Annotated in this window: 19 protein-coding genes and 1 pseudogene; 3 read left to right on the forward strand and 17 right to left on the reverse strand. The window is 58.0% G+C overall.

What is annotated here, in order from left to right:
* Together PAB09_RS07485 and pyrR are read right to left on the reverse strand one after the other, a co-directional pair.
* The gene (locus PAB09_RS07485) at positions 1-942 is read right to left on the reverse strand and encodes an aspartate carbamoyltransferase catalytic subunit (protein WP_271033084.1); all 942 of its coding nucleotides are present in this window, start codon (positions 940-942) and stop codon (positions 1-3) included.
* 7 nt (positions 943-949) lie between these two features.
* Positions 950-1,516: a bifunctional pyr operon transcriptional regulator/uracil phosphoribosyltransferase PyrR gene (pyrR, locus tag PAB09_RS07490; RefSeq protein ID WP_271033085.1), complete on the reverse strand. Its 567-nt coding sequence runs from the start codon at positions 1,514-1,516 to the stop codon at positions 950-952.
* Between the two features lie 1,123 nt (positions 1,517-2,639).
* On the opposite strand from pyrR, the gene PAB09_RS07495 reads away from it, so the two are divergent.
* The 3 genes from PAB09_RS07495 (at position 2,640) to PAB09_RS07505 (ending at position 5,634) form a co-directional block, all read left to right on the forward strand.
* The gene (locus tag PAB09_RS07495; RefSeq protein ID WP_271033086.1) at positions 2,640-4,202 is read left to right on the forward strand and encodes a DUF1731 domain-containing protein; all 1,563 of its coding nucleotides are present in this window, start codon (positions 2,640-2,642) and stop codon (positions 4,200-4,202) included.
* Between the two features lie 262 nt (positions 4,203-4,464).
* A complete protein-coding gene (locus PAB09_RS07500; protein ID WP_271033087.1) occupies positions 4,465-4,932 on the forward strand; it encodes a YbjN domain-containing protein in 468 nt (155 codons plus the stop codon).
* A 189-nt stretch (positions 4,933-5,121) separates the two neighbouring features.
* The gene (locus tag PAB09_RS07505) at positions 5,122-5,634 is read left to right on the forward strand and encodes a hypothetical protein (protein ID WP_271033088.1); all 513 of its coding nucleotides are present in this window, start codon (positions 5,122-5,124) and stop codon (positions 5,632-5,634) included.
* A 163-nt stretch (positions 5,635-5,797) separates the two neighbouring features.
* Here PAB09_RS07505 and PAB09_RS07510 read toward each other — a convergent pair whose 3' ends face one another.
* The 15 genes and pseudogenes from PAB09_RS07510 to PAB09_RS07580 all read right to left on the reverse strand — a co-directional run bounded on the left by PAB09_RS07510 (position 5,798) and on the right by PAB09_RS07580 (position 23,900).
* On the reverse strand, positions 5,798-6,655 hold the full coding sequence (locus PAB09_RS07510; protein ID WP_271033089.1) for a PPK2 family polyphosphate kinase: 858 nt from the start codon (positions 6,653-6,655) through the stop codon (positions 5,798-5,800).
* Positions 6,656-6,880: 225 nt separating this feature from the next.
* A complete protein-coding gene (gene nusB, locus PAB09_RS07515; RefSeq protein WP_271033090.1) occupies positions 6,881-7,501 on the reverse strand; it encodes a transcription antitermination factor NusB in 621 nt (206 codons plus the stop codon).
* Between the two features lies 1 nt (position 7,502).
* A complete protein-coding gene (efp, locus tag PAB09_RS07520) occupies positions 7,503-8,066 on the reverse strand; it encodes an elongation factor P (RefSeq protein WP_271033091.1) in 564 nt (187 codons plus the stop codon).
* 342 nt (positions 8,067-8,408) lie between these two features.
* Positions 8,409-9,503 (reverse strand): aminopeptidase P family protein, encoded by a 1,095-nt coding sequence (locus PAB09_RS07525; RefSeq protein ID WP_271033092.1) that lies wholly within the window; start codon positions 9,501-9,503, stop codon positions 8,409-8,411.
* Positions 9,504-9,911: 408 nt separating this feature from the next.
* The gene (aroQ, locus tag PAB09_RS07530; protein ID WP_271035328.1) at positions 9,912-10,337 is read right to left on the reverse strand and encodes a type II 3-dehydroquinate dehydratase; all 426 of its coding nucleotides are present in this window, start codon (positions 10,335-10,337) and stop codon (positions 9,912-9,914) included.
* A gap of 135 nt (positions 10,338-10,472) precedes the next feature.
* On the reverse strand, positions 10,473-11,633 hold the full coding sequence (aroB, locus tag PAB09_RS07535) for a 3-dehydroquinate synthase (RefSeq protein WP_271033093.1): 1,161 nt from the start codon (positions 11,631-11,633) through the stop codon (positions 10,473-10,475).
* Positions 11,634-11,719: 86 nt separating this feature from the next.
* Positions 11,720-12,313 (reverse strand): shikimate kinase, encoded by a 594-nt coding sequence (locus tag PAB09_RS07540; protein WP_442873747.1) that lies wholly within the window; start codon positions 12,311-12,313, stop codon positions 11,720-11,722.
* Between the two features lie 42 nt (positions 12,314-12,355).
* Positions 12,356-13,570, reverse strand: coding sequence for a chorismate synthase (gene aroC, locus PAB09_RS07545; RefSeq protein ID WP_271033095.1), 1,215 nt, complete (start codon positions 13,568-13,570; stop codon positions 12,356-12,358).
* 121 nt (positions 13,571-13,691) lie between these two features.
* A complete protein-coding gene (locus PAB09_RS07550) occupies positions 13,692-14,330 on the reverse strand; it encodes an A24 family peptidase (RefSeq protein ID WP_271033096.1) in 639 nt (212 codons plus the stop codon).
* A 137-nt stretch (positions 14,331-14,467) separates the two neighbouring features.
* On the reverse strand, positions 14,468-15,328 hold the full coding sequence (locus PAB09_RS07555; RefSeq protein ID WP_271033097.1) for a shikimate dehydrogenase: 861 nt from the start codon (positions 15,326-15,328) through the stop codon (positions 14,468-14,470).
* Between the two features lie 263 nt (positions 15,329-15,591).
* Entirely contained in the window at positions 15,592-16,809 is a 1,218-nt protein-coding gene (mltG, locus tag PAB09_RS07560; protein ID WP_442873653.1) for an endolytic transglycosylase MltG, read from the reverse strand.
* 450 nt (positions 16,810-17,259) lie between these two features.
* A pseudogene (ruvX, locus tag PAB09_RS07565) lies at positions 17,260-17,787 on the reverse strand (Holliday junction resolvase RuvX); the annotation flags it as partial.
* Positions 17,788-18,123: 336 nt separating this feature from the next.
* Positions 18,124-20,796, reverse strand: a complete 2,673-nt coding sequence (gene alaS, locus PAB09_RS07570) for an alanine--tRNA ligase (RefSeq protein ID WP_271035329.1) — start codon at positions 20,794-20,796, stop codon at positions 18,124-18,126.
* A gap of 168 nt (positions 20,797-20,964) precedes the next feature.
* Positions 20,965-22,326 (reverse strand): replication-associated recombination protein A, encoded by a 1,362-nt coding sequence (locus tag PAB09_RS07575; protein ID WP_271033098.1) that lies wholly within the window; start codon positions 22,324-22,326, stop codon positions 20,965-20,967.
* Positions 22,327-22,586: 260 nt separating this feature from the next.
* On the reverse strand, positions 22,587-23,900 hold the full coding sequence (locus tag PAB09_RS07580; RefSeq protein WP_271035330.1) for a phosphotransferase: 1,314 nt from the start codon (positions 23,898-23,900) through the stop codon (positions 22,587-22,589).
* Positions 23,901-24,312: the final 412 nt, after the last annotated feature.

Below are 24,312 nucleotides of genomic sequence, written 5' to 3' on the forward strand. Positions count from 1 at the left end.
CTAGAAGCCTGGGGTGTCGGTAGATGCGATGAGGCTAAACAGCACGGCCATACGGGTGAATACACCGTTGTGAACCTGCTGCAGCACGGCGGTGCGCGGGGCATCGGCAACTTGGAAGTTGATTTCCATACCTCGCAGCATGGGGCCTGGGTGCATGACGATGGCGGAATCTTTGAGCTTGGATTCTCGTTCGGCGGACATGCCGTAGAGAGCGGCATATTCGCGATGCGTGGGGAAGAAACCGCCATGCATGCGCTCTTGCTGGACACGCAGCATCATGACCACGTCGGCGTCGTAGATCTCTGCATCCATGTCGTAGGAGTAGCTCACCGGCCAGTTTTCCACGCCTGCGGGCAGCAGCGTCGGAGGTCCAACGAGCACGATCTCGGCGCCCAGCTTGGACAGGAGGTCCACGTTGGAGCGCACGACTCGTGAGTGCAGGCAGTCACCGACGATGACGACCTTCTTGCCTCCCACATTGCCAATGCGCTGGCGCATGGTTACAGCATCCAGCAGTGCCTGAGTCGGATGCTGATGCGCGCCATCGCCAGCGTTGATCACGGAAGGTCCCTCGCCGCCGGGGGCGACCCATTCGGCTAGCTGCTGGGCCGCGCCCGAAGACGGGTGTCGAATGATGATGGCGTCAGCACCGATGGCGGTGAGCGTCAAGCCGGTGTCCTTGAGAGACTCGCCCTTCTTCACCGAAGAGGAAGAAGCGGAGATATTGATGACGTCCGCACTCATCCACTTACCGGCGGTCTCGAACGAGGAGCGCGTGCGTGTGGAGTTCTCATAGAAAAGCGTGAAGATCGTGCGTCCCCGCAGGGTCGGCAGCTTCTTGAGTTCGCGACCTTCGATGGCCTCGCGGAAACGATCCGCTTCGTCCATGAGCTCGAGGATTTCATCTTTGGACAGATCGGCGATGGAGAGTAGGTGCTTCACGGTACTCTCACTCCCCCTTCTTCATGAGCAGTACTGCGTCGCGGCCGTCGATGGCCTTGTTAAGCACGGTTACGTCTTCAGTGCGTGCTGTTGGGATATTCTTGCCCACATAGTCGGCGCGGATGGGCAGTTGCCGATGCCCACGATCGACGAGGACGGCGAGCTGAATTTGCTCGGGGCGACCGATGTCACGCAGCGCGTCGAGGGCTGCACGGATGGTGCGACCGGAATACAGCACGTCATCTACCAGAATGACGGTTGCTTGGTCGATGCCGCCCTGCGGAATGGTGGTCGGCTGGAGAGCGCGATGGGGCTTTCCGCGAAGATCATCGCGGTACAAGGTGATGTCGATCGAGCCGGTCGGGACTTCAACGCCCGTGAACTCGGCGATCTTTGCGGCTAGGTCTGCGGCCAGTGGAACCCCACCCGAGGGAATTCCTAGAAGGACAACGCGGGATGCGTCACCGGAATCGAGGGCCGTCTTTTCAATAATCTGGTGCGCGATGCGTGCAACGGTACGTGAGACGTCGTCGCTGCTTAGCAGTTCGACGGACTCGACGCTGTTATCGCTCATCGTGACCTCCTTCCCCGCCTCTCTGTGCGGTCCGTTAAAGGATGTCGACCCCTCCCCGAAAGGGAGGAATGAACACGAAATTGCTGTTCTAAACCAAATTTTTCAAAGCGCGTCCGCTCCACGCCACGTTGTAATAAAAAGTCGTGCAAGCACAAGACTTTAGTCATCGAGCGGTTGGGCATTGGAAGACGAACTCACCTTAGTCGCCTAGCTTATCAGCCTTTGGGGCACTGTGAGAACAACAAATGCCCGGAATGCAGATGCCTACACCCGCGTCGGGGTGGTTCGGTGGCCGCCAATCACCGACTGGTTCCCTTACTCGGCCCTTCACGGGCGAGGCCAACCGTGCGCGGCTGCGCCTTTGTGTGAATTACTGCGGACTTAACAACGATGCGCGGGTGCCACATTCCTTTCCCCACCATGCTAAACCAGCACTGCTCGGTCATTACCTAACTTCCCTGCCTCCCGATTTCATAGTTTTCCCGCTAATACCGCCCCTGGTTTCATCTCATTGCTTTTCCAATATTGACGGCCTACCAAGCGCCTTAATTTTTGATTCCCAGCCATTCCCGCTCATTCCCATTTTCCCGCCAATTCGCAGTCATTCCCAGTCATTGAGTCATAGACCTTGCCTTTCTCCGCAGGAAACAGGATCCCCAGCCCCTTGACTTTCTTGCCTTCCCCTTCTTCCCGTGGTCCGCTCTGCCATCCTGGATCCACCGGCGCCGACTTTTTTTGCTTGCCGACGCCTACCTGGCGGACACATTCGACCGGGACAACGGGCGGCGCTGGGAGCGTCGCCAAGCAATCACCATGCCAGCTCCGAAATCGTCTCGGCGTGAGAATCCCGAGCAACGCGGTCCCTTGTCGCGCCGCGGCTGCATGAACACTACTTGTGACCACTGCTTGTTCGAGAGTGCTATGTTTTTCTTCTCAAACCTAACTGTCTTAGGCAGGGGAACTGTGCCACTACGGCTACACTTGCACCCAAACCTCTGCATTTTTCGAAAGCAGGAGTGCTTCAGTCCTAGAACCCACGGCTCGCGTGGAGGGACTTCGACCTCGGAGCTGGACTGCAGAGGAATCGCTGAGCATTTCCGCACCACCTTCGGAAGGACGCGCTATGAGCCTGGAAACCTCCCACATCGTGCCCGCCTCTCGCGAGCAGGTGTGGCAGTGGCATACCCAACCTGGTGCGATCGCACGCCTCACGCCGCCATTCTTGCCAATGGTACCGCGACGCGAGGCCGAGAGCTTGGCTGATGGAACCACTGTGTTTTCTATGCCCGCGGGGCTGCGCTGGGAGACACGCCACGACCTGTCCGGCTATGTCAAGGGTTACCGCTTTACCGAGGTGTGTGTAGCCTCCCCCATCAAGGCTTTGGCCAATTGGCGCCACGTTCACGGTTTCGCCGAGCACACCCCATCGACCAAGGAGCGAGAAAAACTCGGGCCTCTCGCCGATCCGGCGTTCCTCGGCGGGAATTCGGATCAGGCATACACGTTGGTCACCGACGAGGTATTCTCTCGGTTGCCGGCCGCCACCATCGAGCCATTATTTGCTTATCGTCAACAGCAGCTGATCGCCGATTTTCGATTTGCGCAAAGGCTCAACGCTCAATTCGATGCGGTTCCGACGCTTTCTTCAGGCGCGCACAAGCCCCTCACCATCGCCATCACGGGCGCCCGAAGCAACACCGGGCGGGCACTTTCAGCACAGCTGAGCACGCTGGGCCACAAGGTCATCGCACTGATTCCCAGTACGGATCCAACCGCCGTGCAATCACACGAGGAAAAGGGCAACCAACGCCCCGCAAAGGTCGGCATCTTCAATGTGAAGCAACCAAAGACGCTCAAGTCCCACCAGCGGTGGTGGAACCCTGCGGCACCGTCGCGATACATGCTTGCCGACGTAGACGTGCTCATCCATGCCGAAGGCGAAGACCGCTTCGCAAGCCCGTCAACCATCGCCAAGACCAAACAGGATTCAAAGGCTTCCGAGAAAATTCAATCCCAGGCCAAAGCCCTGATCGATTGCACAAAGGTCCTTTCGCAGGCAGTTGCCGATTCCCCTCGTTGTCGTACCGTCATCGCATCCAGCGCCATCGCCGCCTACGGGCATGACCGGGAGGAGCTCCTGACGGAATCCGCTGCTGCTGGCGCCGGGCGCGCCGCCGCCATCGTGGCGGAATGGGAGAAGAGCTTTAGCACTGCCGAAGCAGCCGGCGCTCGCGTCGTCTTCCTGCGCACCGGCGAAGTACTCAACGGGGCGGGCGGAATTTTGCCCGTTGTTCGAACACTTGTCTCGGCGGGGTTGGGATCATCGATCGCCCAATCGGATTCGTGGCTGTCTTGGATTTCGCAGGACGATCTCACCGATGTCTTCGTCACCGCGGTTTTCCATCCCGCAATGAGCGGTCCCATTAATGCCGTCTCCCCGCACCATATTCGAACCGGGGAGCTTGCCAAGTCCCTGCGCACGCAGCTGCGGCGCGCAGTGCGATTGCCTTTGCCCAACCTGCGACCACGGGCGCTTCCTGGTACCCGCGGTCAGCAGCCGTTGGCGTTGGGCTCGCCTCGCGTGATGCCCGAGGTGCTCGATACCCTCGGGTTTAGCTTCCGCTACCCCGACCTCACCTCTGCGTTGTCCCACGAGTTGGGCACGGAGAAGCTCTTCGACGCATAGGGATGACTTGGCAGAGCCGCCTGGGCACGGGGCTTGAAAAAATCACGGCAAGAAAGGGCGGATACCGGAATCAAACGCAATGCCGAGCGTCAATCGTTCGTTTTTCAATGGTCGTGAAGCAAGCCCCGTGCCACGCCGCGAGAGGGAAACTCGACTAACGCACAGGCAGTGCTCTTAAGGAGAGCAAAACGCGAGGCTTCTATTACATCCAGTAGGCTTTGTACAAGCACAGAAGAATGCACGCGACCCCAAGGAGCCATTGATGACTAACTCCTCCCCCAATCCCGAGTTCGACCAAGACTTTGCAGTCGTCACCGCCGAAAGAATCGGAGAGATTCTTCACGGCGAAGGCCTGGAATTCCTCGTTGAGGAAAAGGAAGCCGATATCACCGTGGCTCGCACCGGGTTTATCAATCAGTCCATCGTCTTTGTTCCGGGCAGTGCAGGCACAACCGCACAGGCAACCTGGCGCGGGCGGTTGAGCGCCGAGGATGCCGCCCGGGGTCTGGCAATGGTCAACGAGTGGAACCTGCACCAAATCAACCCTGTTGCCTTCATGCTTGAATCCGAATCGGGGGAGATCGCCTTCGGCGCGCGCCGAAGCCTGCATTCAGTAGGCGAGGTGAGCACGAATCAACTGGGGGCCTTCGTCGTGTCCAGCATCGACTCATTCGTAGGCCTGTGGAACTATTTCGAATCCGCCCTGCCCGAATCCGTGACCTGGGAGTAAATGCAATGGCGCAACAATTGGCACCATTCTTGGGGCTTCGCTGCAGCCGCTAGAGCGCTTCACTTCTTTCGCGTGATCGAGCCCAAGGCAGCATGGCTTCTCGTCGTCTTGCCATTCTTGTGTCTGGTGCGCCTTCCCACACAATCTGTACATACACTTCCCCATCTATGTTGAGGAGTTCCACATCCCATGACTAGCCCCACCGATCATTCTTCAGAAAACGTCTCTCCCCGAAAGAATTCAGCCGAAGCCGCCTCTTCCGCGGAGCAGCCGCAGCAGTTTAATAAGGTCACATTGGACCGAGTGGTCAAAGCCATGAAAGACCTCGGCATTGAGTTGGATACCAGCAACTCCGATCAGCGCCCGGTGGGTTTTGCCAATATCAATGGCATCGCCATGCTCTTCGCCGCTATGCCCTCAGTTCTCCTCGTACGCGGAGATGTCGCTACTTCTTCGCCGTCACTGGACTTGGAACCTAGCTATTTCTTGGCCGCAAACCAACTCAATGCGCAGTCGGAGTTTGCAAAGGTATGCATCATGGACAAGACCCAAACGCTGACGATCCGCGCTGAGGCCGAGACCATGAGTGCAGCAGGGCTTAGTGATATCCAGCTCACCAACGTCCTCAAGCACAGCGTCGATACCGTGCTGGGGCTGCAAGAAGCCTTCGGCAAGATTCACGCGACGATCAAGGCCGACTGATAAGAGGAAACGGCCCAACCCCAAGGCATAAGGTGAACCTCTGGGAATATTCACACCATGGGACAGGGCCTTTCGACCATTTTTAACAAGGCTAGTCTAATTTCTTGGTATACAAACTCGGATGATATATCCGACCCGGGCTTCGATCTTTCTCTAGCTCGGGTTACCCCTCATCCATCGCTTTGAGCTTTGCTTTTTGTTCCTCCACGTCGAAGTCGGCGGAGGGCCAGCTCAGATTCATGTCCTCTAGGGCACCCAGCAAGAGGTACTTGACCACCATGCGCGCATAAGGCTTGTTCTCGCTGGGGATGCAATACCAAGGGGCATCGGCAGTGGAGGTTTCCCTCAGCGCGATATCGTAGGCGTTTTGATACAGATCCCACTTTGCGCGCGCATCAAGATCCTTGGGGTTGTACTTCCAGTGCTTCGTCGGATCGTCAAGGCGTTCAAGCAGATTCTGCTTTTGGAAGTCCTTCGAGATGTGCAGCATGACCTTGATGATCGTGGTTCCGGCTGCCACCAATTGCTGCTCAAACTCGCGAATGTCTTCCATTCTCTGGCTCAAGGTGGCCTCATCGGCCCAGCCTTCTACCCGGTGGATGAGCACGTCCTCGTAGTGGGATCGGTCAAACACCCCCACGATGCCTGGACCTGGCAATTGCTTGTGAATGCGCCACAGGAAATGGTGCGCTTTTTCCTCATCGGTGGGAGGTCCGAAGGAGGCAAGCTTGACACCCTGCGGATCCAAGACTGCCACGGTGTGTTTAATGATGCCGCCCTTGCCGGAGGTATCCATCCCCTGCAGCCCGAGCAGGATATTGCCAACCTCTTTTCCGGCACGCCGCTGAGCGTAGAGCATTTCCTGCAGCTCAAGAAGGCGGTCATCGATCTCGTTGAACTCCTCGACGAGCTTCTTCTTGCCACCTTTCAGCCCAGGGGTGGCCGTTGGGTCAACTTTGGAAAGCGAAAAACCTGGGCCGACAGCAAGCGCGCGAGCGTCGGCAACATCAAAATCAGCCATACCTTAAAAGCCTAGTGCAGCGGTGTGAGCGACGATGTCATAGACAGAAATTACCTATGACTCTCTTTCGCGAAGAGTGCGCAATATTCTAGAAAGCCTCTGAGACTTTCCCGGCTGCGCATCAATGCACGCGGACACCTATACATGAAAAAGGTAACCGACAAGCAAGCTTGAAGGTTACCTTTCCCAGTGAGTACCAAAATAGGCCCAGGTAGTTAGTGAGGTCTATTGAATGTCGTCATCCTCATCATCTGATTCAGCAGAATCATCGAGGTCGTCTGGGGTGATCAGATCCGATGGAGCGGTGGCCTCGTCATCAGCAGAAGCGTCGGAAGTGACATCATCCTCCAACGGTGTGACCACGGAATCCTCGCGCAAGGAATCGATGCCCTTGGCCATGGAATCGAGCACACCGTGAATGTAAGCAGGTGCAGCATCCCCTGAGTATTGCGACGCAATCTCGACAGCCTCGACCACTGCGGTGGCAACGGGAACCTCCTCGTTGTACAACAGCTCCCATACCGCCACTCGCAAGATTGCGCGATCGACGGCGGCAATGCGGTCGAGCTCCCAGTCCTCGCTGAGGTAAGCGGCGATGATGGAGTCGATGCGGTCGAGCTCTTGTGCCACGCCCTCAACAACGACCTTGGTGTAAGGATTGACGGGCGCCACCGCATTGGCGATATCGCGGGACAAGGTGATGCGATCGCTCAAGATCGCAACCGGGTCGATGTCTCTGATCTCAGCCTCGAAAAGGATGTCCGCCGCACGGCGCCGTGCCTTGTACCGGGTACCGTGACGCTTGAAATCGCGCGCAGAACTGCCCGACTTCTTACCTTCGCTCACGTTAGTTGTTCACTCGGGACAGGTAAGAACCGTCGCGGGTGTCGACCTTCACCACGTTGCCGGTCTCAATGAACAGTGGAACTTGGATCTCAGCGCCAGTCTCCAGGGTGGCCGGCTTGGTGCCACCAGTGGAACGGTCACCCTGCAGACCCGGATCGGTGTGCTCGACCTTGAGGTCGAGGGAGATCGGAAGCTCGGCAAACAAAGGCTCGCCCTCATAGAAGGAAACCTGGACAGTGGTGTTCTCCAGCAGGAAACGTGCGGCATCACCGATGATCTGCGGGGCCAGCTCGATCTGCTCGAAAGTCTTCTCATCCATGACGACGTAAGAAGTTCCGTCGTTGTACAAGTAGGTCATGTCGCGGCGATCGACGGTGGCGGTCTCCACCTTCACACCAGCGTTGAAGGTCTTATCAGTGACCTTTCCGCTGACAACGTCCTTGAGCTTGGTGCGCACGAAGGCCGGGCCCTTGCCTGGCTTAACGTGCTGGAATTCGATGATCTGCTGCAGCTTGTTGTCGATCTTGAGCACAAGACCGTTCTTGAAATCAGCGGTAGTTGCCACGCGCGAAACTTCCTTTTAGGTTGTCAAATTACTTCAATGCCAATCAAGGCCACTTGTGGCCAACACAGGACACGGGCTCCACTTGTACCTCGGCCTCATATGACCTGCGTAGTTTAGCCTACTCATGCTAGCAAACTCCCCTCCCTCATGCACGCAACCTACACGCAGATTGGCACCGAGGAGTCAAAGCTCACCCTCAAACACGTAGTGTACTCAACACCACGCCGTGTACAAAGGGCACAGGCAGCGCGTCCGACTTACAACGTTGTACGGGAGTCCCCGCACTGCACCGTGTCCATGCCCTCCAGGCTCAAGGACGAGCCTGAATCTGCTTTGTTGTATTTAATCTAGGATAAGGAGGTCTTTGTCCAGCTTGGTGAGGTTTTCTGGCGTACCCGACGTGATGATCAAAGAATCCTCGATGCGCACTCCGCCCTTGCCGGGCACGTAGATGCCAGGTTCGATGGTCAGCGTCATATTTTCGGCCAATTGGTTCGAACCGGTGACCGCTGCATAGGGCGCTTCGTGGACGTCAAGGCCTAGACCATGACCGGTGGAATGGACGAAGTATTCCCCGTATCCCGCCTTTTCAATGATGTCGCGGCAAGCACAGTCAACATCGACAAGGTTGGCGCCGGGCACGGCGGCCTCGCATCCCGCGAGTTGTGCTTCAAGGACAATGCCGTAAATTTCCTTGGCGAAATCGCTGGCTTGGCCGACAACAACGGTGCGCGTGGTATCCGAATTAAACCCGGCAAGGTGCGCACCGAAATCGATGGTGACTAAGTCGCCGTCTTCGATGACTCGATTGCCTGCACCATGGTGCGGCTTCGCGGAGTTTGGACCTGAGGCCACGATCGTGTCGAAGCTCGGACGCTCTGCACCTTTCATTCGCATGCGGTACTCCAAGTCGGCAGCCACCTCGAACTCCCTGCGTCCGGGGGCAATGCCACCGTCGGCAAGCAATTCGGCAAAGGAAGAATTGGCAAGGTCGGCGACTTCGCGCAGGCGCTGCAGCTCGAGAGGATCCTTGTATAAGCGAATGCCTTCAATCACACCACTGACCGGCACGAGGGTTACGTCTTCGCCGGCGGCTGCCTTCAGCTTCTCCAGTTGGCTGTGGGAGACGTAGTCCGCCTCAAAGCCCACCCGTCGTGGTCCCTGAACTTCCTTCAGAAGCGCCACGGCGGTATCTCGGGCCTCCACGCATTCAAGGTCGCGAACTTCCTCCGCAATTTGAGTTCGATAACGGCCATCAGTCGAAACCTTTGCAGTCAAGTCCTTGGACAGGATTACCGAGCCATTCGAACCGGAAAAGCCCGAAAGATAACGTACGTGGGTCAGGTGAGTCACCAACATTTGATCAACTCGTTGCCCTGCCAACTTCGATGCCAGTGCGCGACGTCGCTTTGCGAAACGAGTATCAGACAGTGCCATTAATCAAGCCCTTTCGTACGATCTTCTTGCACACCTCAACCATCCCCGCGCGATGAGCGTGAAAAACCTCGCAGAGATGCGAGGCAGCCTCATTCTTACTGGCCCGCACATGCGAGTCCATTCCTTATGCCAAGGTAGAAGGCAAAGGGTGCCTTTTGTTTCAACCTTACTCACTACACCTGCAAAAGTGGGTCACAATCTCATTCAGACCCTTCATGAGGCTGCCAGCCTAGCCTCCGCCGAGGCACTGACAGCCGCGATGTGCCCTGGCCGTTCGGTACCACGTGCGTCTGCTCGTCGCGACAGGTGTCCTGCCTGCTGCCCCTTATCGAGCGCGCCGGCTCGTCGTACACTTCCCTTGTGTATCGACGGCCAGGGCTGCAGGCAAGGACGGTTTCCCGTGTCTGGCTAGGATTCAACGAAGTAACGAAGCGCAAGCTCATAGCCTTTGACGCCGAGGCCGGCGATAACACCCTTCGCGATGGGTGACAGGTAGCTGTGATGGCGAAACGTCTCGCGTGCATGCACGTTGGAGATGTGTACTTCCACAAAGCCACGACCATCGGAAACTTCCGCCAGCGCATCGCGCAGGGCAACCGAGGTGTGTGTGAACCCTCCTGGGTTGATGATGACAGCCCAATCGTTATCAGCGGCCTCGTGGGCCCAGTCGATGAGATCCCCCTCATGGTTGGATTGGCGGAACTCAATGTCCACGCCGAGGTCGCGGGCTAGGTCACGCACGGAGGCTTCCACGTCGGCTAGAGTGGTGTGCCCGTACACCTCCGGCTGGCGCTTGCCCAAACGATTGAGGTTGGGGCCATTGAGAACTAGCACGGTAGAGGGTGCTGAGCGGGATGCAGAATCAGTCACTTTTTCAGTCCTTTCACTAGGGGTTTTCACCGGGAATGAAGCCGCTGTGCACGAGCTCGAAAATCCAGGGGATAAACACGAGTTCTCACTAGGCCTGCGCTAGTGCAACGAGGTGGAAGCGTCGTTGTCGCTCGTGATCTGCGCGTAGGTCGCACGGATTTCGGCATCCGTCACATCTTCGAGGCGCAAGGTAGAAGCAATTCCATCAAGTGCCACAAAGCGGATGTGCCCGCCCTTATTCTTCTTATCGCGACGCATACCGGCGATCAGTTCTTCGTCATGACCAGACTCATAGGAGGTAGGCAAACCCACGGCATCAAGGATCTGACGGTGACGCTCAAGCAGCGACTGATCGATTAGACCACGAGCATGGGCCAGGGTTGCGATAAACATCATGCCTACCGCTACCGCATGTCCGTGGCGCCAGGTGAAATTCTCCCGCAGCTCTACCGCGTGACCGAAGGTGTGACCGTAGTTGAGGATCTCTCGAAGGCTCGACTCCTTCAAGTCCTTGCTCACGACGCCAGCCTTGACGGCCACCGAGCGCGCAATAAGCTCGGGCAGGTGGCCGTCGGCACGCACGCATGCCTGCGGGTCGGACTCATAACGATCAATGATCACAGGATCGGCAATAAACCCGGTCTTAATTATCTCTGCGCTACCGGCAACGATCTCTTGCTGCGGGAGAGTGTCCAGGAAATCGAGGTCGATGAAAACCGCGGCTGGTTCGTGGAAGGCACCAACCAGGTTTTTCCCGGCGGCGGTATTAATGCCCGTCTTTCCGCCGACGGCTGCGTCGACCATCGCCAACAAGGTGGTCGGTGCCTGGATGACGGCGATGCCTCGCATCCAGCCTGCTGCGACGAAACCCGCTAGATCCGTTGCCGCTCCTCCGCCGAGGCCAATGACCGCATCGCCGCGGCTGAAATTTGCCTCCCCCAACGCATCCCACAACTGCCCGCACACCGAAAGCGTCTTACCGGACTCCGCATCGGGGATGACGTGGACCAATGGGCGAATCCCGGCGGCGCTCAGCGCTTGGGCGAGCGCATCGGCGTATTCGCGCACCGTCGGTTGGGTGATAATCGCAACATTGCGAAAGCCTCGCTCACGGGCGAAATCGACGATTCCTTGCTGCAACGAATGGTCGATCGTTACCTCATAGGGCGAGGCGCCGGTAACCGCAACGACTCGGGCAGTGCCACGCTCCTCGATAGGATGAGCAAGAACTACATTCGGTGCAGTAGCTGAATTGGTCATGGCGTCTCCTTATTCAATCATCGATTTCTTCAAGCTGCTTACCGGCAACCCTCATATTGGCTTGCGGGCGCCCGAATGGCCGAGCGTTAGTCCGAGCTTTCCAAAAAACCCAAGATATCTGCAACGACCTTCTGCGGGCTTCGCCTATCGGTGCGGGCACGGAAGCGAGACACCTCCCGATACAACGGCCGGCGTGTCTCAATCAGGCGGCGGTAATGCTCGGCTGGGTCGTCAGCAGCGAGCACCGGTCGCGTCGACTCGTTGGCCGTGCGACGCGCACCTTCTTCAGGTGAGACATCAATCCAGACCACATTGTGATGCTTGAGCAGATCCCTCGTGGATCCGGTCAACACGGCCCCTCCACCAAGGCTTACCACCCCGGAGGTCTGCAGTGCCTGGGCAACATACTCGGCCTCGACCTCACGGAAGCGAGGCTCCCCGAGTTCTGTAAACACCTCGCCGCAGGACTTCCCCATTGCCTCCTCGATGAGGACATCGGAGTCGGTGACCTCGGTATGCAACGCGCGAGCAAGCCTGCGTCCGATGGTGGACTTTCCCGCACCCGGCGGGCCAACGAGCACCACAACGGGGGTCGCGGCGGCCGTAACCTGGCCGAGCTCTGGGTCATGATCGAGGTATTCGCTGGCTACCTGCTGTGTGATCCCGCTGGATTCTGGCATGTCATTAGGGGTTGCGGATTGCTCCGGAATCGTCATGATCCCCTAGCTCTCCTCTCCGAAAGCAAGCCGTTCATCCACGTAGGCCTTGTAGCTTGCAATGTTGCGCTTGGTCTCTTCTAGGCTATCTCCACCGAATTTCGCCAGCACTGCGCGCGCAAGCACGAGCGCAACCATTGCCTCGGCCACAACGCCAGCGGCGGGTACGGCGCAGACATCAGAGCGTTGATGAATTCCGGTAGCAGGCTTTCCGCTGGACATATCGATGGTCTTCAACGCACGCGGAACCGTAGAGATTGGCTTCATCGCAGCACGAACCCGCAGTTCTTCGCCATTGGTCATGCCGCCTTCGAGGCCACCTGCGCGATTCGAGCGACGAATGATGACGCCATCCACACGCTCGATCTCATCATGCGCTTCGGAGCCGCGGCGGCGCGCCTCCTCGAAACCATCGCCGATCTCGACGCCCTTGATCGCCTGTATTCCCATCAAAGCTGCGGCCAACTGTGCATCCAGGCGGTCATCACCTGATACATGGGAGCCCAAACCAATGGGCAGCCCCTTGACGCTAACCTCAACGATCCCCCCTAGGGTATCGCCTTGCTTTTTCGCAGCCTCGATTTCGGCGATCATGGACTCCTCAGCCGACTTCGAGAATGCGCGCACCGGTGAAGCATCGATTGCCTCGAGGTCGGCAAACTCCGGAGCCGGTCCCTCATAGACCTCGGAACGACCGATGGAGATTACGTGCGAGACAACCTCCACGCCCACAGTCTCCCGGAGGAAGTTGCGGGCAACGGTCGCCGCCGCGACGCGTGCCGCGGTCTCACGTGCGGAGGAACGTTCGAGAACCGGCCGGGCCTCATCGAAATCGTACTTCAGCATTCCGGAGAAGTCCGCGTGCCCTGGGCGCGGACGCGTCAGCTTTGCGCCACGACCCGAGCTCATAGCCGACTCCACCTCAGGATCAGTGAGATCGATGGGGTCAGCCGACATAATGGTGGTCCACTTCGGCCACTCAGTGTTGCCGATCATGATGGCAATGGGGCTGCCCAAAGTGCGACCATGGCGCACGCCTGCGAGCAAGGTGACCTCATCAGCTTCAAACTTCATTCGAGCCCCTCGGCCATACCCGAGGCGACGCCGTGCCAATTGATAGGAGATCTCCTCACGGGTGATTGGAACACCAGCTGGCATGTGCTCAATCATGCTCACCAGTGCTTGTCCGTGCGATTCTCCAGCAGTAGTCCAACGAAGCATAACGGTCATTATGTCATGGCCTCGCCCTTCATTAGGCTTTGCCCCGACCAAGCGCGTGCCCCCTCATACACCCCATGCCCCACACCTGCTCATTGTCTGCTCTCTCGTTCCCCCAAGACGACTAGAGCCCGCCGCCAAGGCAAAGAAACATTCCTACAACTGTGGCAATTATCATGTGGGGACCGTGGGCGAAAGCAACCCTCGGTGAATCCGCCTGCGACCACGACTCTTGCTTGGCATATGCACGATCTACATCATCCGCTCTCGCATCGGCCCGACTCGTGGTTGCATTCAGGGCCACCTCCAGCCTTGGGGGTACTCCCGTGTGTCTCCCAGTTCCCCAACCTTTGTTGCGCAGGCGAACAAATGCCACTGCTGCCCGGAATGCAAACTCTGCAAGTACTAGGCAATTAGCCCCCACGACGGCAATGAGCACCGCTGGAAAACCTGCCATCCCTGCCAAGGTTCCCAACCCTGCCGCCAGCTTGATGTCCCCGCCGCCAATCCCGCCGCACCAGATACCGACGCCGAGGTAAAGCAAGGCCCACCCAGCCCCGAAAACCAGCGAAATGGGACTGCCGGCAAGCAGGCAAAGCCCCAACGATTGCAGGAACAAAAAGACGGTCAGCTTGTTGGGCAGCCGCCGTGAGGTGACATCACAATAGATCAATGCCACCAGGGTAGAAACCAAGCACCCGATCAGGCACACTGTCAGGACAGCTGCAATAGATATGCCACCGCGAAGCACGTGTTCAGTCATGCCACGAGGCTACTGGCGCCACGCAACAGGGGCTGTCAAGCAAAATTGACAGCTCACAGCTTTGCGTATGGCCGTGCCCACAGGAGTATTGCATGTGTCGAAGAAACAGACTTTGCTAAGTGACAGGTCGCGTGGACCTAGGCATCAATCGCGATGTGGGAATAGAGTGCCTTACGCATTGCCTTTTCCGGAGCGTGCTGGCCAGTGAACTGTTCAAATTGCGAAAGTGCCTGATGCAGCAACATAGCGTGCCCTCCGATTGCCGCATACCCCTTCGCCTGCGCCGCGGCTACCAACGGGGTTGGCCAAGGGTCATAGATCACGTCAAGGAGCGGAGTCTGGGCGAGCCCGTCTTCCAGGCCGGCAATCGCAGCAGACGGCACCGTCGAAATCACCACCGCCGCGTTTTCGGCGGCACGAACCCCCGCTGCGTCCAAGGTCCGGTATTCGAAGCGAGCCTCGTTGCGTGTCGCCAGAGGGCGAAGGTCTGCTGTCTTGTCGGTGCGGTTGATCAAGACAATATGACCCGCGCCGAGCTCGCCAAGCGCCCACAACGCTGGCCGTGCCGTGCCCCCGCCGCCAACGACCACGGCTGTATCCCCGTTTTTCAATGTATCGATGCCGAGCTCATGCAAGGCCCCCACAACACCGAGGCTGTCCGTGTTGTCCGCACGCCACCCGTCGGAGGTGCGAACCAATGTGTTCGCCGAGCCAATCAGACGGGCTCTATCACTGACCTCATCCGCGAATTCCAAAGCGGCGAATTTGGCGGGCATGGTCACAGAAAATCCGTGGTAACTATCGTCTGCGCTACCGACGATGCCGGCGAGGTCATCCGCCTGACAGTCGATGCGACCGTATTCCCAATCGTCCAACCCGAGGGCTGCATAGCCGGCATTATGGATAAGCGGTGACAGGGAGTGCTCAATCGGATGGCCGAGCACCGCCGCGCGATGGGAAACCTGCATGTTGTACTCCTGAGTGGGGGAAACAGTCATGAATGCAACCGCCCCATTCCACGTTGCCAGGCTCGAATAATTGGCGCTGAGCTAAACACATGGATGCCGATGCACGAGACGATCGGGGCGTACTGCACCTGCTTCTAAAGATAGGTGCTGGGCTTCGCGCCCAGCGTCAAAGGGTGCCGTTGGGTCGCACCAGCCCGCAGGGTGTGCGTTTTATGCGAAAACCCAGACCATGTCGATCTGGGTTTTAACTTCCTCGCGCCCTCAACTGCGACGTTAAGCCTGCACAACAGAATTTATTGAACAGGTGCAGCTTCTCCGGCCGGCGCTGCTTCGTCGACAGGGGCTACAGGCGCCACGGTTTCACGGTTTGAATCGAGCACGCCGTTGTCAATGGACAGCTGGGTGGCTGCCTGATGCTCATCGAAGGTGTTACTAAACACGGTGGTGCCCTGCTGATCAATGGTGACAAAGTACAGCCACTCACCCACGGCGGGATTCTCGATGGCATCGATTGCTTCCAAGGATGCGCTAGCAATTGGAGTTTGCGGCAGCCCCTCCATCGCATACGTGTTCCAGGCCGTCACCCGCGCGCGGTCTTCGTCGGTGGTGGCCACTTCCTGTTCGGAAAGGTCATAATTCACTGTGGAGTCAAACTCCAGGCGCTGCGGAACCGCTAGTCGGTTCAAAATAACGCGAGCAACCTTATCAAAGTCCCCGGCTGGTGCCTCGCGCTCGACAAGGGAGGCTGCGGTCACGAGCTGATAAGGCGTGAGGTTTTGGGCTTGGGCCTTGGCTTCGATGCCCGTTTCTTCAAACTTCGTTGCCGAACGGGTCAGCAGATCCTTGAGAATAGCCTTGGCGTCAGCGTTGGGGTCAACCACATAGCTACCCGGGACGATGAGTCCCTCCAGGCGACGCGGGTCCGCGCCACGCGCCGCTACCGCCTCCTGCGCCCATTCCGGGACGCCGAGCTCCGCGGGGTTGGTGTTTGCAGCGACCTCCTGAAGTTGCTCTGGAGTAACACAGTTGTCATTGGATTCTTGGCAACTGACTGCTGAGATTTGAGAGTAAATTCCGTCCCGGGTACTGCCGCCGACGACACTGACGTCCATGAGCGTTGAACCGCCTTGAATGTCGAGCAGATCGACCAAGTTATTTGGGTCGAGCAAGGCCGCGACCGCAGCGTCTGCGCTCATGCGCTCCTGAAGGCGGTAGAAGCCGGGCTTTACCGCGGCGGCATTTTCGTTGGCAAAGGCTGCCGTTTGGAAGGCGTTATTCGATGCGACGATGCCTCGCTCCGCGAGCTCAGGTCCTAGCTCTGAAAGGCTGGAACCTTCGGGAATTTCAACGAGTTGAACCACGCCGTTACCGGAACCTTTGTAGTCCTCATTGCCCTTGTTGACGACGGAGACGCCAATGTAGACAATCGCGCCGACAAGCAAGATGAGCGTTGCGACTAACACCGCAAGCGCGCGCTGGCGACGCTTGACATACTTCGGTTCCATTCTCATCGAGGGTTTGCCTTTCCGTTTTCGCCGTCTCTTACACCGGCGCCTACTATGCACACGATCGCGCTGCTGGCAGCCATGTGGACACAGCTCACACGGCTTATTCCACGAGCGTACCTTAAGCGCTACCTTTTACTTGCTTTTACGAACCATGTCTAAAGGAGAAGGTGAGGTTTTTCTCATTGCCTTCCGCGCCGGTTCGGCTGCTTCCGCGTGCATATCATCCGACGTCTTGTTCAAAGCCTCAGCAGGCTCATGGAATTCCATGCGATTGTCGCCTGGGGTACTAGTCCTATTCAACTCAGCACGCCGCGAATCCTCGCCTGCTACCACCGTTTCTTCCACAGCCTCCGCGCCGCCCATCAGTGCAGTTGTCTTGTTTTCCGCATCGCAGGAGGTCTCCGCATCATTAGGGTTATCAGTGGCATTGCTTCCTTGTTCCCCCACCGTGGACTCGTCACTAGGTGATATTGCTTGCCGACGTTTAAGGTACGAGGTTCGCCCATCGAGCCAAGACTGCAGAATCTCCACGGCAGCCACCTGGTCGACGATTGAGCGGGAATGCTTCTCTTTTCTTCCTGACATATGCAACGCCTGGTGGGCGATGACTGTGCTCAGACGCTCATCCGCCATCCTCACGGGGATGGGCCGCCCTAGCTTGCTCAGCCGACGGTTGATGCGAAATGCGATGTCCTTGGCATGCTTGACACTTGAGGACCCACTGCCGTCCAGGTTACGTGGCAAGCCGACGACCACCTCCACGACATCGTAGGTATCGATAATCTCTAGGAGCCGATCGATATCTTGGCTGTCGCGGTCTTTGAGACCCGTCGTACGCTTAACCGTTTCCACGGGGCTGGCCAGCATCGCATCACGATCACTGACTGCGACACCGATTCGCACAGTACCGACATCGACGCCAAGGCGCCGACCTGCGCCGGGATCATCGACTCCTGGGGAGTCTGGAGTTATGCGAGCCACACATCGATCCTTTCAACGTCTTTGGGCAAGTCACCAAGGGCTTTCCACCGCATGAATAGCGGGTCAGGATGCCGCTTCTCAAATTATCAATTTATATGCCGCCTGCGCCACAAATGGCAAGGGTCAAGACTTGAATTTGCTTGCCACTAGCTTGAGACCTTTGACCCGAAGGCCCCACTTGTGGCACGGCTCGTCGGTGGTTCTTGGCTTCGCTTTCTCATCAGTGGTAGCTTGTGACGCCGGCAAGCACAAAACCCGGGTACCGTGGGCAAGCACCCAATCGAAGGGTTCTTGTCCACGGCACCCGGGCTACGTGATGAAATTCAGCAATCTAAACTAGGCCAGCTTGCCGAGCTCATCGCGAACGGCTGCGAAACCGGCCTGCAGGCCAGCGGCATTGGCACCAGAGCCCTGCGCCATATCGGGCTTGCCGCCACCGCGGCCGTCGATATATCCACCGAGGGTCTTAACCAAATCACCAGCCTTGACCCCGCGTGCGACAGCAGCCTTGGTTGCAGCGGCAACGAACGGAACCTTTCCGGAAGCATCCTCGGCGGCCAAAACCACGACACCAGCCTTATCGCCGAAAGCGTTTTTGACATCTTGAGCGATGGTACGCAAATCGCCGGCCTCGGTGCCCTTGGAAAGGCCTAAGGTAATTACCTCAAAACCGTTGAGCTGCTCGGCCTTGTTGGCCAGTCCTGCGGACTCCGCCAGCAGCTGTGCCTTGCGCATATCCTCAATGACCTTCTCTGCTTCCTTTAGCTTGTGTGCCAAGGCAGCGATGCGATCCGGAACGTCGGCCGAAGGCGCCTTCAATGAGGAGGCAACACCTTCCATGAGCGCGCGCTCTTTGGACAGGTAGCGGAAAGAGTCCAAGCCGGAGTAAGCCTCGATGCGGCGGACACCAGAACCAACAGAAGACTCACCCAGGATGGCTACGGGGCCGATCTGGCTGGAGTGGGCAACGTGAGTACCACCGCACAGCTCCATGGAGAAGGGGCCGCCGATCTCCACGACGCGGACAACATTGCCATAGTTTTCTCCGAAAAGGGCCATCGCGCCCATTGCCTTGGCCTCATCGAGGGAGGTCTCGATCGTATTGACCGCCCAGTCGGTGTCCACGGCCTCGTTGGTGATGGCCTCGATCTGTGCGAGCTGGCCGGGGGTCAAAGACTCGGTGTAGTTGAAGTCGAAGCGTAGGTAGCCGGGCTTGTTCATCGAACCGGCCTGCACTGCCGTCGGGCCGAGCACCTGGCGCAGGGCTGCGTGAATGAGGTGGGTCGCAGAATGAGCCTGGCGTGCGGCATGGCGCCATGCATCATCGACGGTGGCACGCACCTCGTCACCGATGGCGAGCCCACCCTTGGCAACGGTAGCCTTGTGTACCCACAACTTCTTGCCAATCTTCTGAACGTCGTCGACCTTGAGCAGGGTATCGCCCACGGTGATGACACCGCGATCGCCGAGCTGGCCGCCGGCCTCTGCGTATAGCGGAGTGACGTCGAGGACGACCTCGACCTGCTGGCCTTCCGAGACCTCCTCGACCTTGGCACCGTCGGCAAGCAAACCGATGACCTTCGAGGTGGTCTCCAGCTCCTCATAACCCGCGAACTCGGTCGGGTTATTATCCACCCACTCACGGTAGATCGACAGGTCCGCATGGCCGTGCTTCTTGGCACGGTTGTCGGCCTTGGCGCGGGCACGCTGCTCCGCCATGAGGGTGTCGAAGCCCTCGGTGTCCACCTCGAGTCCGGCCTCGGCAGCCATTTCGAGCGTGAGGTCGATGGGGAAACCGTAGGTGTCGTGGAGGGCGAAAGCATCGGCGCCCTCGATGGTGGTCTTGCCGGACGCCTTGACGGCCTGGGCAGCCTCCTCAAACAGGGTCGTGCCCGACTCCAACGTCTTCAGGAAGGCATTTTCCTCGGTGACTGCCACGCGCAGGATGCGCTCGCGGTTGTCCTCAATCTCCGGGTAGGACGGGGTCATGGTGTCCATGATGGTGTTCATGAACTGCTCCATGGTGTGGCCGGTCGCGCCCAAAAGACGTGCGGAGCGAATGATCCGACGAAGCAGGCGGCGCAGGATGTAGCCACGGCCCTCATTGCCCGGGGTGACACCGTCGAGGATGAGCATCATGCCGGTGCGGGAGTGGTCGGCGATGACACGGAAGCGAATGTCGTCCTCGTGCTTGGTGCCATAGGTCGTGCCGGTCAACTGCTGCGCAACGTCGATGACGGGGCGCAAAAGGTCGGTCTCATAGACGTTGTCTACACCCTGGAGGATGCAGGCCACGCGCTCGACGCCGAGGCCGGTGTCGATGTTCTTCTTCGGCAGGGGGCCGAGGATCTCGAAATTATCCTTGCCAATTCCCTCGCCACGCTCGTTTTGCATGAAGACTAGGTTCCAGATCTCCATGTAACGATTATCGTCGGCGATCGGGCCGCCCTCAGCACCGTATTCCGGGCCGCGGTCGTAATAAATCTCGGAGCAGGGACCGCATGGTCCAGGGATGCCCATGGACCAGTAGTTATCCGCCATGCCCAGGCGTTGGATACGCTCGGTGGGGATCCCGATCTCCTTGTGCCAGATGTCGGCGGCCTCATCATCGTCGAGGTAGACGGTCACCCACAAGCGCTCGGGATCGAGACCATAGCCACCTTCTTCGAGCGACCCCGTCAGCAAAGACCAGGCATGCTTAATCGCGCCTTCCTTGAAGTACTGGCCGAAAGAGAAGTTGCCGGCCATCTGGAAGAAGGTGTTGTGGCGGGTGGTAATACCCACCTCCTCGATGTCGAGGGTGCGCACACACTTCTGAATGGAGGTGGCGGTGCCGTTCGGGAAAGGAGGATTCTGCTGACCCAAGAAGTACGGCTTGAAGGGAACCATGCCCGCGTTGACGAACAGGAGGTTCGGGTCATCCAGGATGAGTGATGCGCTTGGGACCGGTGTGTGGCCAGCCTTGACGAAATGGTTGGTGAAGCGCTCCCGGATCTCATGGGTCTGCACGGCGGTATGTCCTCGTTTCTCGACGATCATAGGTCTAACGAGCGTTAACCTTACCTCATACGGTCCATTCCAAGCGCAACACTTCCACCTATCAGGAGCAACAACCCAATTAGACCACCTCAACAACTCGGTCGGAGAAAGATAATCGCAGGTCATTGCCGTTGCGTCTCATTGGCCGCGGACGATGCGCCTTAAGCGTCCGATGAATTCGCTAATTCGCTTCTCCCCGCCATGCTCGGAAGGTTGATAATATACAGCCTGCTCGAGCCCTTCGGGAATGTACCGCTGCGTTACTACCCCTCGTAGGTCATCATGCGGATAGACATACCCCACGGCGTTGCCTAAGTCCTTTGCGCCCTGGTAGTGGCCGTCGCGAAGATGCGGTGGCACCGGCGGGGTTTTCCCCTGGCGCACATCCTGCAGCGCGGCATCAATGGCCATGATCACCGAATTGGATTTCGGTGCAAGTGCAAGATAGATCGCCGCCTCAGCCAACGGGATACGCGCCTCGGGCATCCCGATGAGCTGGGCCGACTCGGCCGCAGCAACCGCAACCTGAAGTGCCTGTGGGTCAGCGAGGCCAATGTCCTCGGCTGCATGAACGATCAGTCTGCGGGCAATGAACCGCGGGTCCTCCCCCGCGTCGATCATGCGGGCAAGGTAGTGCAAGGTGGCATCAACGTCTGAGCCGCGAATGGATTTAATAAAAGCAGAGGTAACGTCGTAGTGCTGATCACCGTCCCTGTCGTAGCGCACCACAGCCCGATCAATGCTGTGGGCGACAGTCTCTAACGTGATCTCGCTGCCCGGTTCAAGCCCCTCGGCTACTGCCTCAAGATAAGTCAACGAGCGCCGCGCGTCGCCACCGGCTAGTTGCACAAGTTGTTCCAGAGCCTCCGGTGCGATGCGCAGGGATCCTGCGAAACCGCGTTCATCGGCAAGCGCTCTTAGTATGACTGTCTTGATGTCCTCCGGGCCAAGTGATTCCAATTGGAGGATGAGCGAACGCGAAAGCAGGGGAGCAACCACAGAAAATGAGGGATTCTCGGTGGTAGCTGCGACAAGGAGCACTGTCCGGTTTTCCACCGCCGCCAAAAGCGCGTCTTGTTGGGTCTTGGAAAAACGGTGGACCTCGTCGATAAATAAGACCGTGCGCTCGCCGTCGATAAGATCTTGCCGGGCTGCTTCAATCACAGCTCGTACTTCTTTGACCCCAGAATCTAGTGCCGACAAACCCACGAAACGATGCCCCGTTGCCGAGCTAATGAGCGAAGCGATGGTTGTCTTGCCCGTACCCGGCGGCCCATACAAGATGACAGATGCCTCGCCCGAGCCTTCGATCAACCGGCGCAGCGGTTTTCCAGGGCCTAGCAGATGCTCTTGCCCCACGATCTCATCGAGGTTGCGCGGGCGCATGCGAGCCGCCAATGGGGCATGAGCACCGGCTTCAAAAACTGACGAACGGCTCGCGCTGGCCTGTCGTACCTGGCTCGGGACTGCGAATAGTCCCGCATCGGGATCGCTGGTCATCCTCGTTCCTTCCAGTAACAAGCCTTCTTTATATTGATGTCGCCTACTGCGCCTAATGCAGTGCCCTCTGCCCTGCTTAACGCTACATCTTTCACCACAGCATCGACTGTCACCAAAGAGTTCTTCTCCCTGTTTTCATGCGCGCAGGGCACCCTAGCTTATCAATCGCAGGCTTGAGCCACCGGGCATCCCGACGACTGCGCCCGGACAACGAAATGGGTCGCCGAGGAGTCAGGTTATCTCAAGGGCTTATCGACTTCTCATACCTGCCCCGATGCCCTACTAGGTGAGAAAGAGGCAGTTGTATTGGGAGCCTCCAGCAATTCCACTACCGAACGAGCGAATGCTGCCACCTCGGGGAATCGGGGGTCACGGCCACGTTCGGCGTAGCGGTACATAGCCTCGAATGTCTCGCGGAGATCTTGGCGAATCATCTGAGCTTCATCGGTGAGGTTCGCTGGGTTCTTCGCAAGCACCTGATCGGCGATCGGCGCCATGCGGTCAACCACCATCGCAAGGTCGAGGTCATTGAGATCAAAATCTCCGTGGAAAAACTCAGCGCTCATCTCCGCTTCGGCACTCAGCAGCATCATCATCAAGCTGGTCAACGCCCAGCCAACCATCGCGGTGACGATGCGCGCAGAAAGCCGGGTGGAATTATTGACGTTGGGCCAAATCTTGCCAACTTCATGCACCCACGATTCGATGAATACGTCGGCCTCATCATCGGTAACGGGGCGGGCGAACAAGAATTGTGGGAAACCGGCTATGACACAAGCTACGTCGAAGGTGGCATCGCGAAACCCCGCCCATTCGTAGTCAAGGAAATGCGTGCGCTCAGAAACGATGATGTTGTCGGGAGAAAGGTCAAAAGGAGTAAAAGCGCGATGTTGGCCGCTCATGAGTCGGCGACCTGCGTCGTTGGCAAAGTCTTTGACTACATCGGAGATTTCGATACCCGCGCGAACCAGCAACTCCTGCCCCACGGCAAGCGAAGCCCACAGCAGACGTTCGCGGTATCCGAACATCGCCTGCACATCCGGGTATTTGGCGAACATTCGCTTTTGCAAGATGAGGAAGTCTTGCTCTTTGTTGGCGGTGTCGGCGTGCATCTTGCCAATGGCTTCACCCAGATTGCGAAGAATGGACACCCTTAGCTGCTCATCATTGGTGTCAAGCAATTCCGCGAAGGTATCGCCATCACCTGAGTCACTTAACACAATAAGGCGCTCGTCCACGTCGTAGGCAAGCAAAACGGGACCAGGTCGCACCTCTTCACTGAGCGAGGTGGTGAACTGATAGGCCACGATCTCCCGGAGCAGGGTCGTCTTATCGTAGAGCAGATCAGTGGCAGGCATGTACTTCAACACGACGGAGCGCTGTTGCAGAAATGGCGACGGAGCCACTCGGGCGCGCAGGACTACTGCAATTCCGGAGCCACCGAGATCTTTAATGTCGCTGAGCTTCTGGGTGCCGCCATATCGCTGGCTCAGCAGTTTTTCTGCTGTTTCCACGACAGAATTAACCAGTTTGGGGTCTGTTTCGCCGTATTCCTTGAGATCGTCGAAGGACAAGCCGACCTGCGGAAGCTGGTCGAACTCCGCAACTTTATCTTCTGGGTGAAGGCTCACTCAATTACTCCTTGTGGACGTAACACGTCCTGAAACGGGCAGGCTCGCCCGGGGTTGCCTGAAGTGGATTTCTTTGCAGTTGCAACAGAATTCACGTATCGGCTACCTATTCAACATGTCGAGGTTCATTCTAGGTGCGAATTGGAGGTATGGGGGAAGTCTTTGCCAATTCCTATAACTCATTGAGGTTTTACTTCGACAGATACCTCAGGACACACGCGCGAGGCGGAGTTTCCACCCCGCAAGAAAGGGGTGCCACGACGATGTGACACCCCTTTTTGTCTCATTACTGTGAGGATACAAGTCCATCATGAGATGGCTTCATCCCCTGGGCTAAGCAACTCCCAAAAATACA

Origin of the sequence: Corynebacterium sp. SCR221107 (assembly GCF_027886475.1) — a bacterium.
GTDB lineage: Bacteria > Actinomycetota > Actinomycetes > Mycobacteriales > Mycobacteriaceae > Corynebacterium.

Bases quoted from the DNA above. Each gene is read 5' to 3' on its own strand.
- pyrR (WP_271033085.1), bottom strand. From the start codon at position 1,516: ATGAGCGATAACAGCGTCGAGTCCGTCGAACTGCTAAGCAGCGACGAC.
- PAB09_RS07495 (WP_271033086.1), top strand. From the start codon at position 2,640: ATGAGCCTGGAAACCTCCCACATCGTGCCCGCCTCTCGCGAGCAGGTG.
- PAB09_RS07500 (WP_271033087.1), top strand. From the start codon at position 4,465: ATGACTAACTCCTCCCCCAATCCCGAGTTCGACCAAGACTTTGCAGTC.
- PAB09_RS07505 (WP_271033088.1), top strand. From the start codon at position 5,122: ATGACTAGCCCCACCGATCATTCTTCAGAAAACGTCTCTCCCCGAAAG.
- PAB09_RS07510 (WP_271033089.1), bottom strand. From the start codon at position 6,655: ATGGCTGATTTTGATGTTGCCGACGCTCGCGCGCTTGCTGTCGGCCCA.
- PAB09_RS07525 (WP_271033092.1), bottom strand. From the start codon at position 9,503: ATGGCACTGTCTGATACTCGTTTCGCAAAGCGACGTCGCGCACTGGCA.
- aroB (WP_271033093.1), bottom strand. From the start codon at position 11,633: ATGACCAATTCAGCTACTGCACCGAATGTAGTTCTTGCTCATCCTATC.
- PAB09_RS07540 (WP_442873747.1), bottom strand. From the start codon at position 12,313: ATGCCAGAATCCAGCGGGATCACACAGCAGGTAGCCAGCGAATACCTC.
- aroC (WP_271033095.1), bottom strand. From the start codon at position 13,570: ATGCTTCGTTGGACTACTGCTGGAGAATCGCACGGACAAGCACTGGTG.
- PAB09_RS07550 (WP_271033096.1), bottom strand. From the start codon at position 14,330: ATGACTGAACACGTGCTTCGCGGTGGCATATCTATTGCAGCTGTCCTG.
- PAB09_RS07555 (WP_271033097.1), bottom strand. From the start codon at position 15,328: ATGACTGTTTCCCCCACTCAGGAGTACAACATGCAGGTTTCCCATCGC.
- mltG (WP_442873653.1), bottom strand. From the start codon at position 16,809: ATGAGAATGGAACCGAAGTATGTCAAGCGTCGCCAGCGCGCGCTTGCG.
- PAB09_RS07575 (WP_271033098.1), bottom strand. From the start codon at position 22,326: ATGACCAGCGATCCCGATGCGGGACTATTCGCAGTCCCGAGCCAGGTA.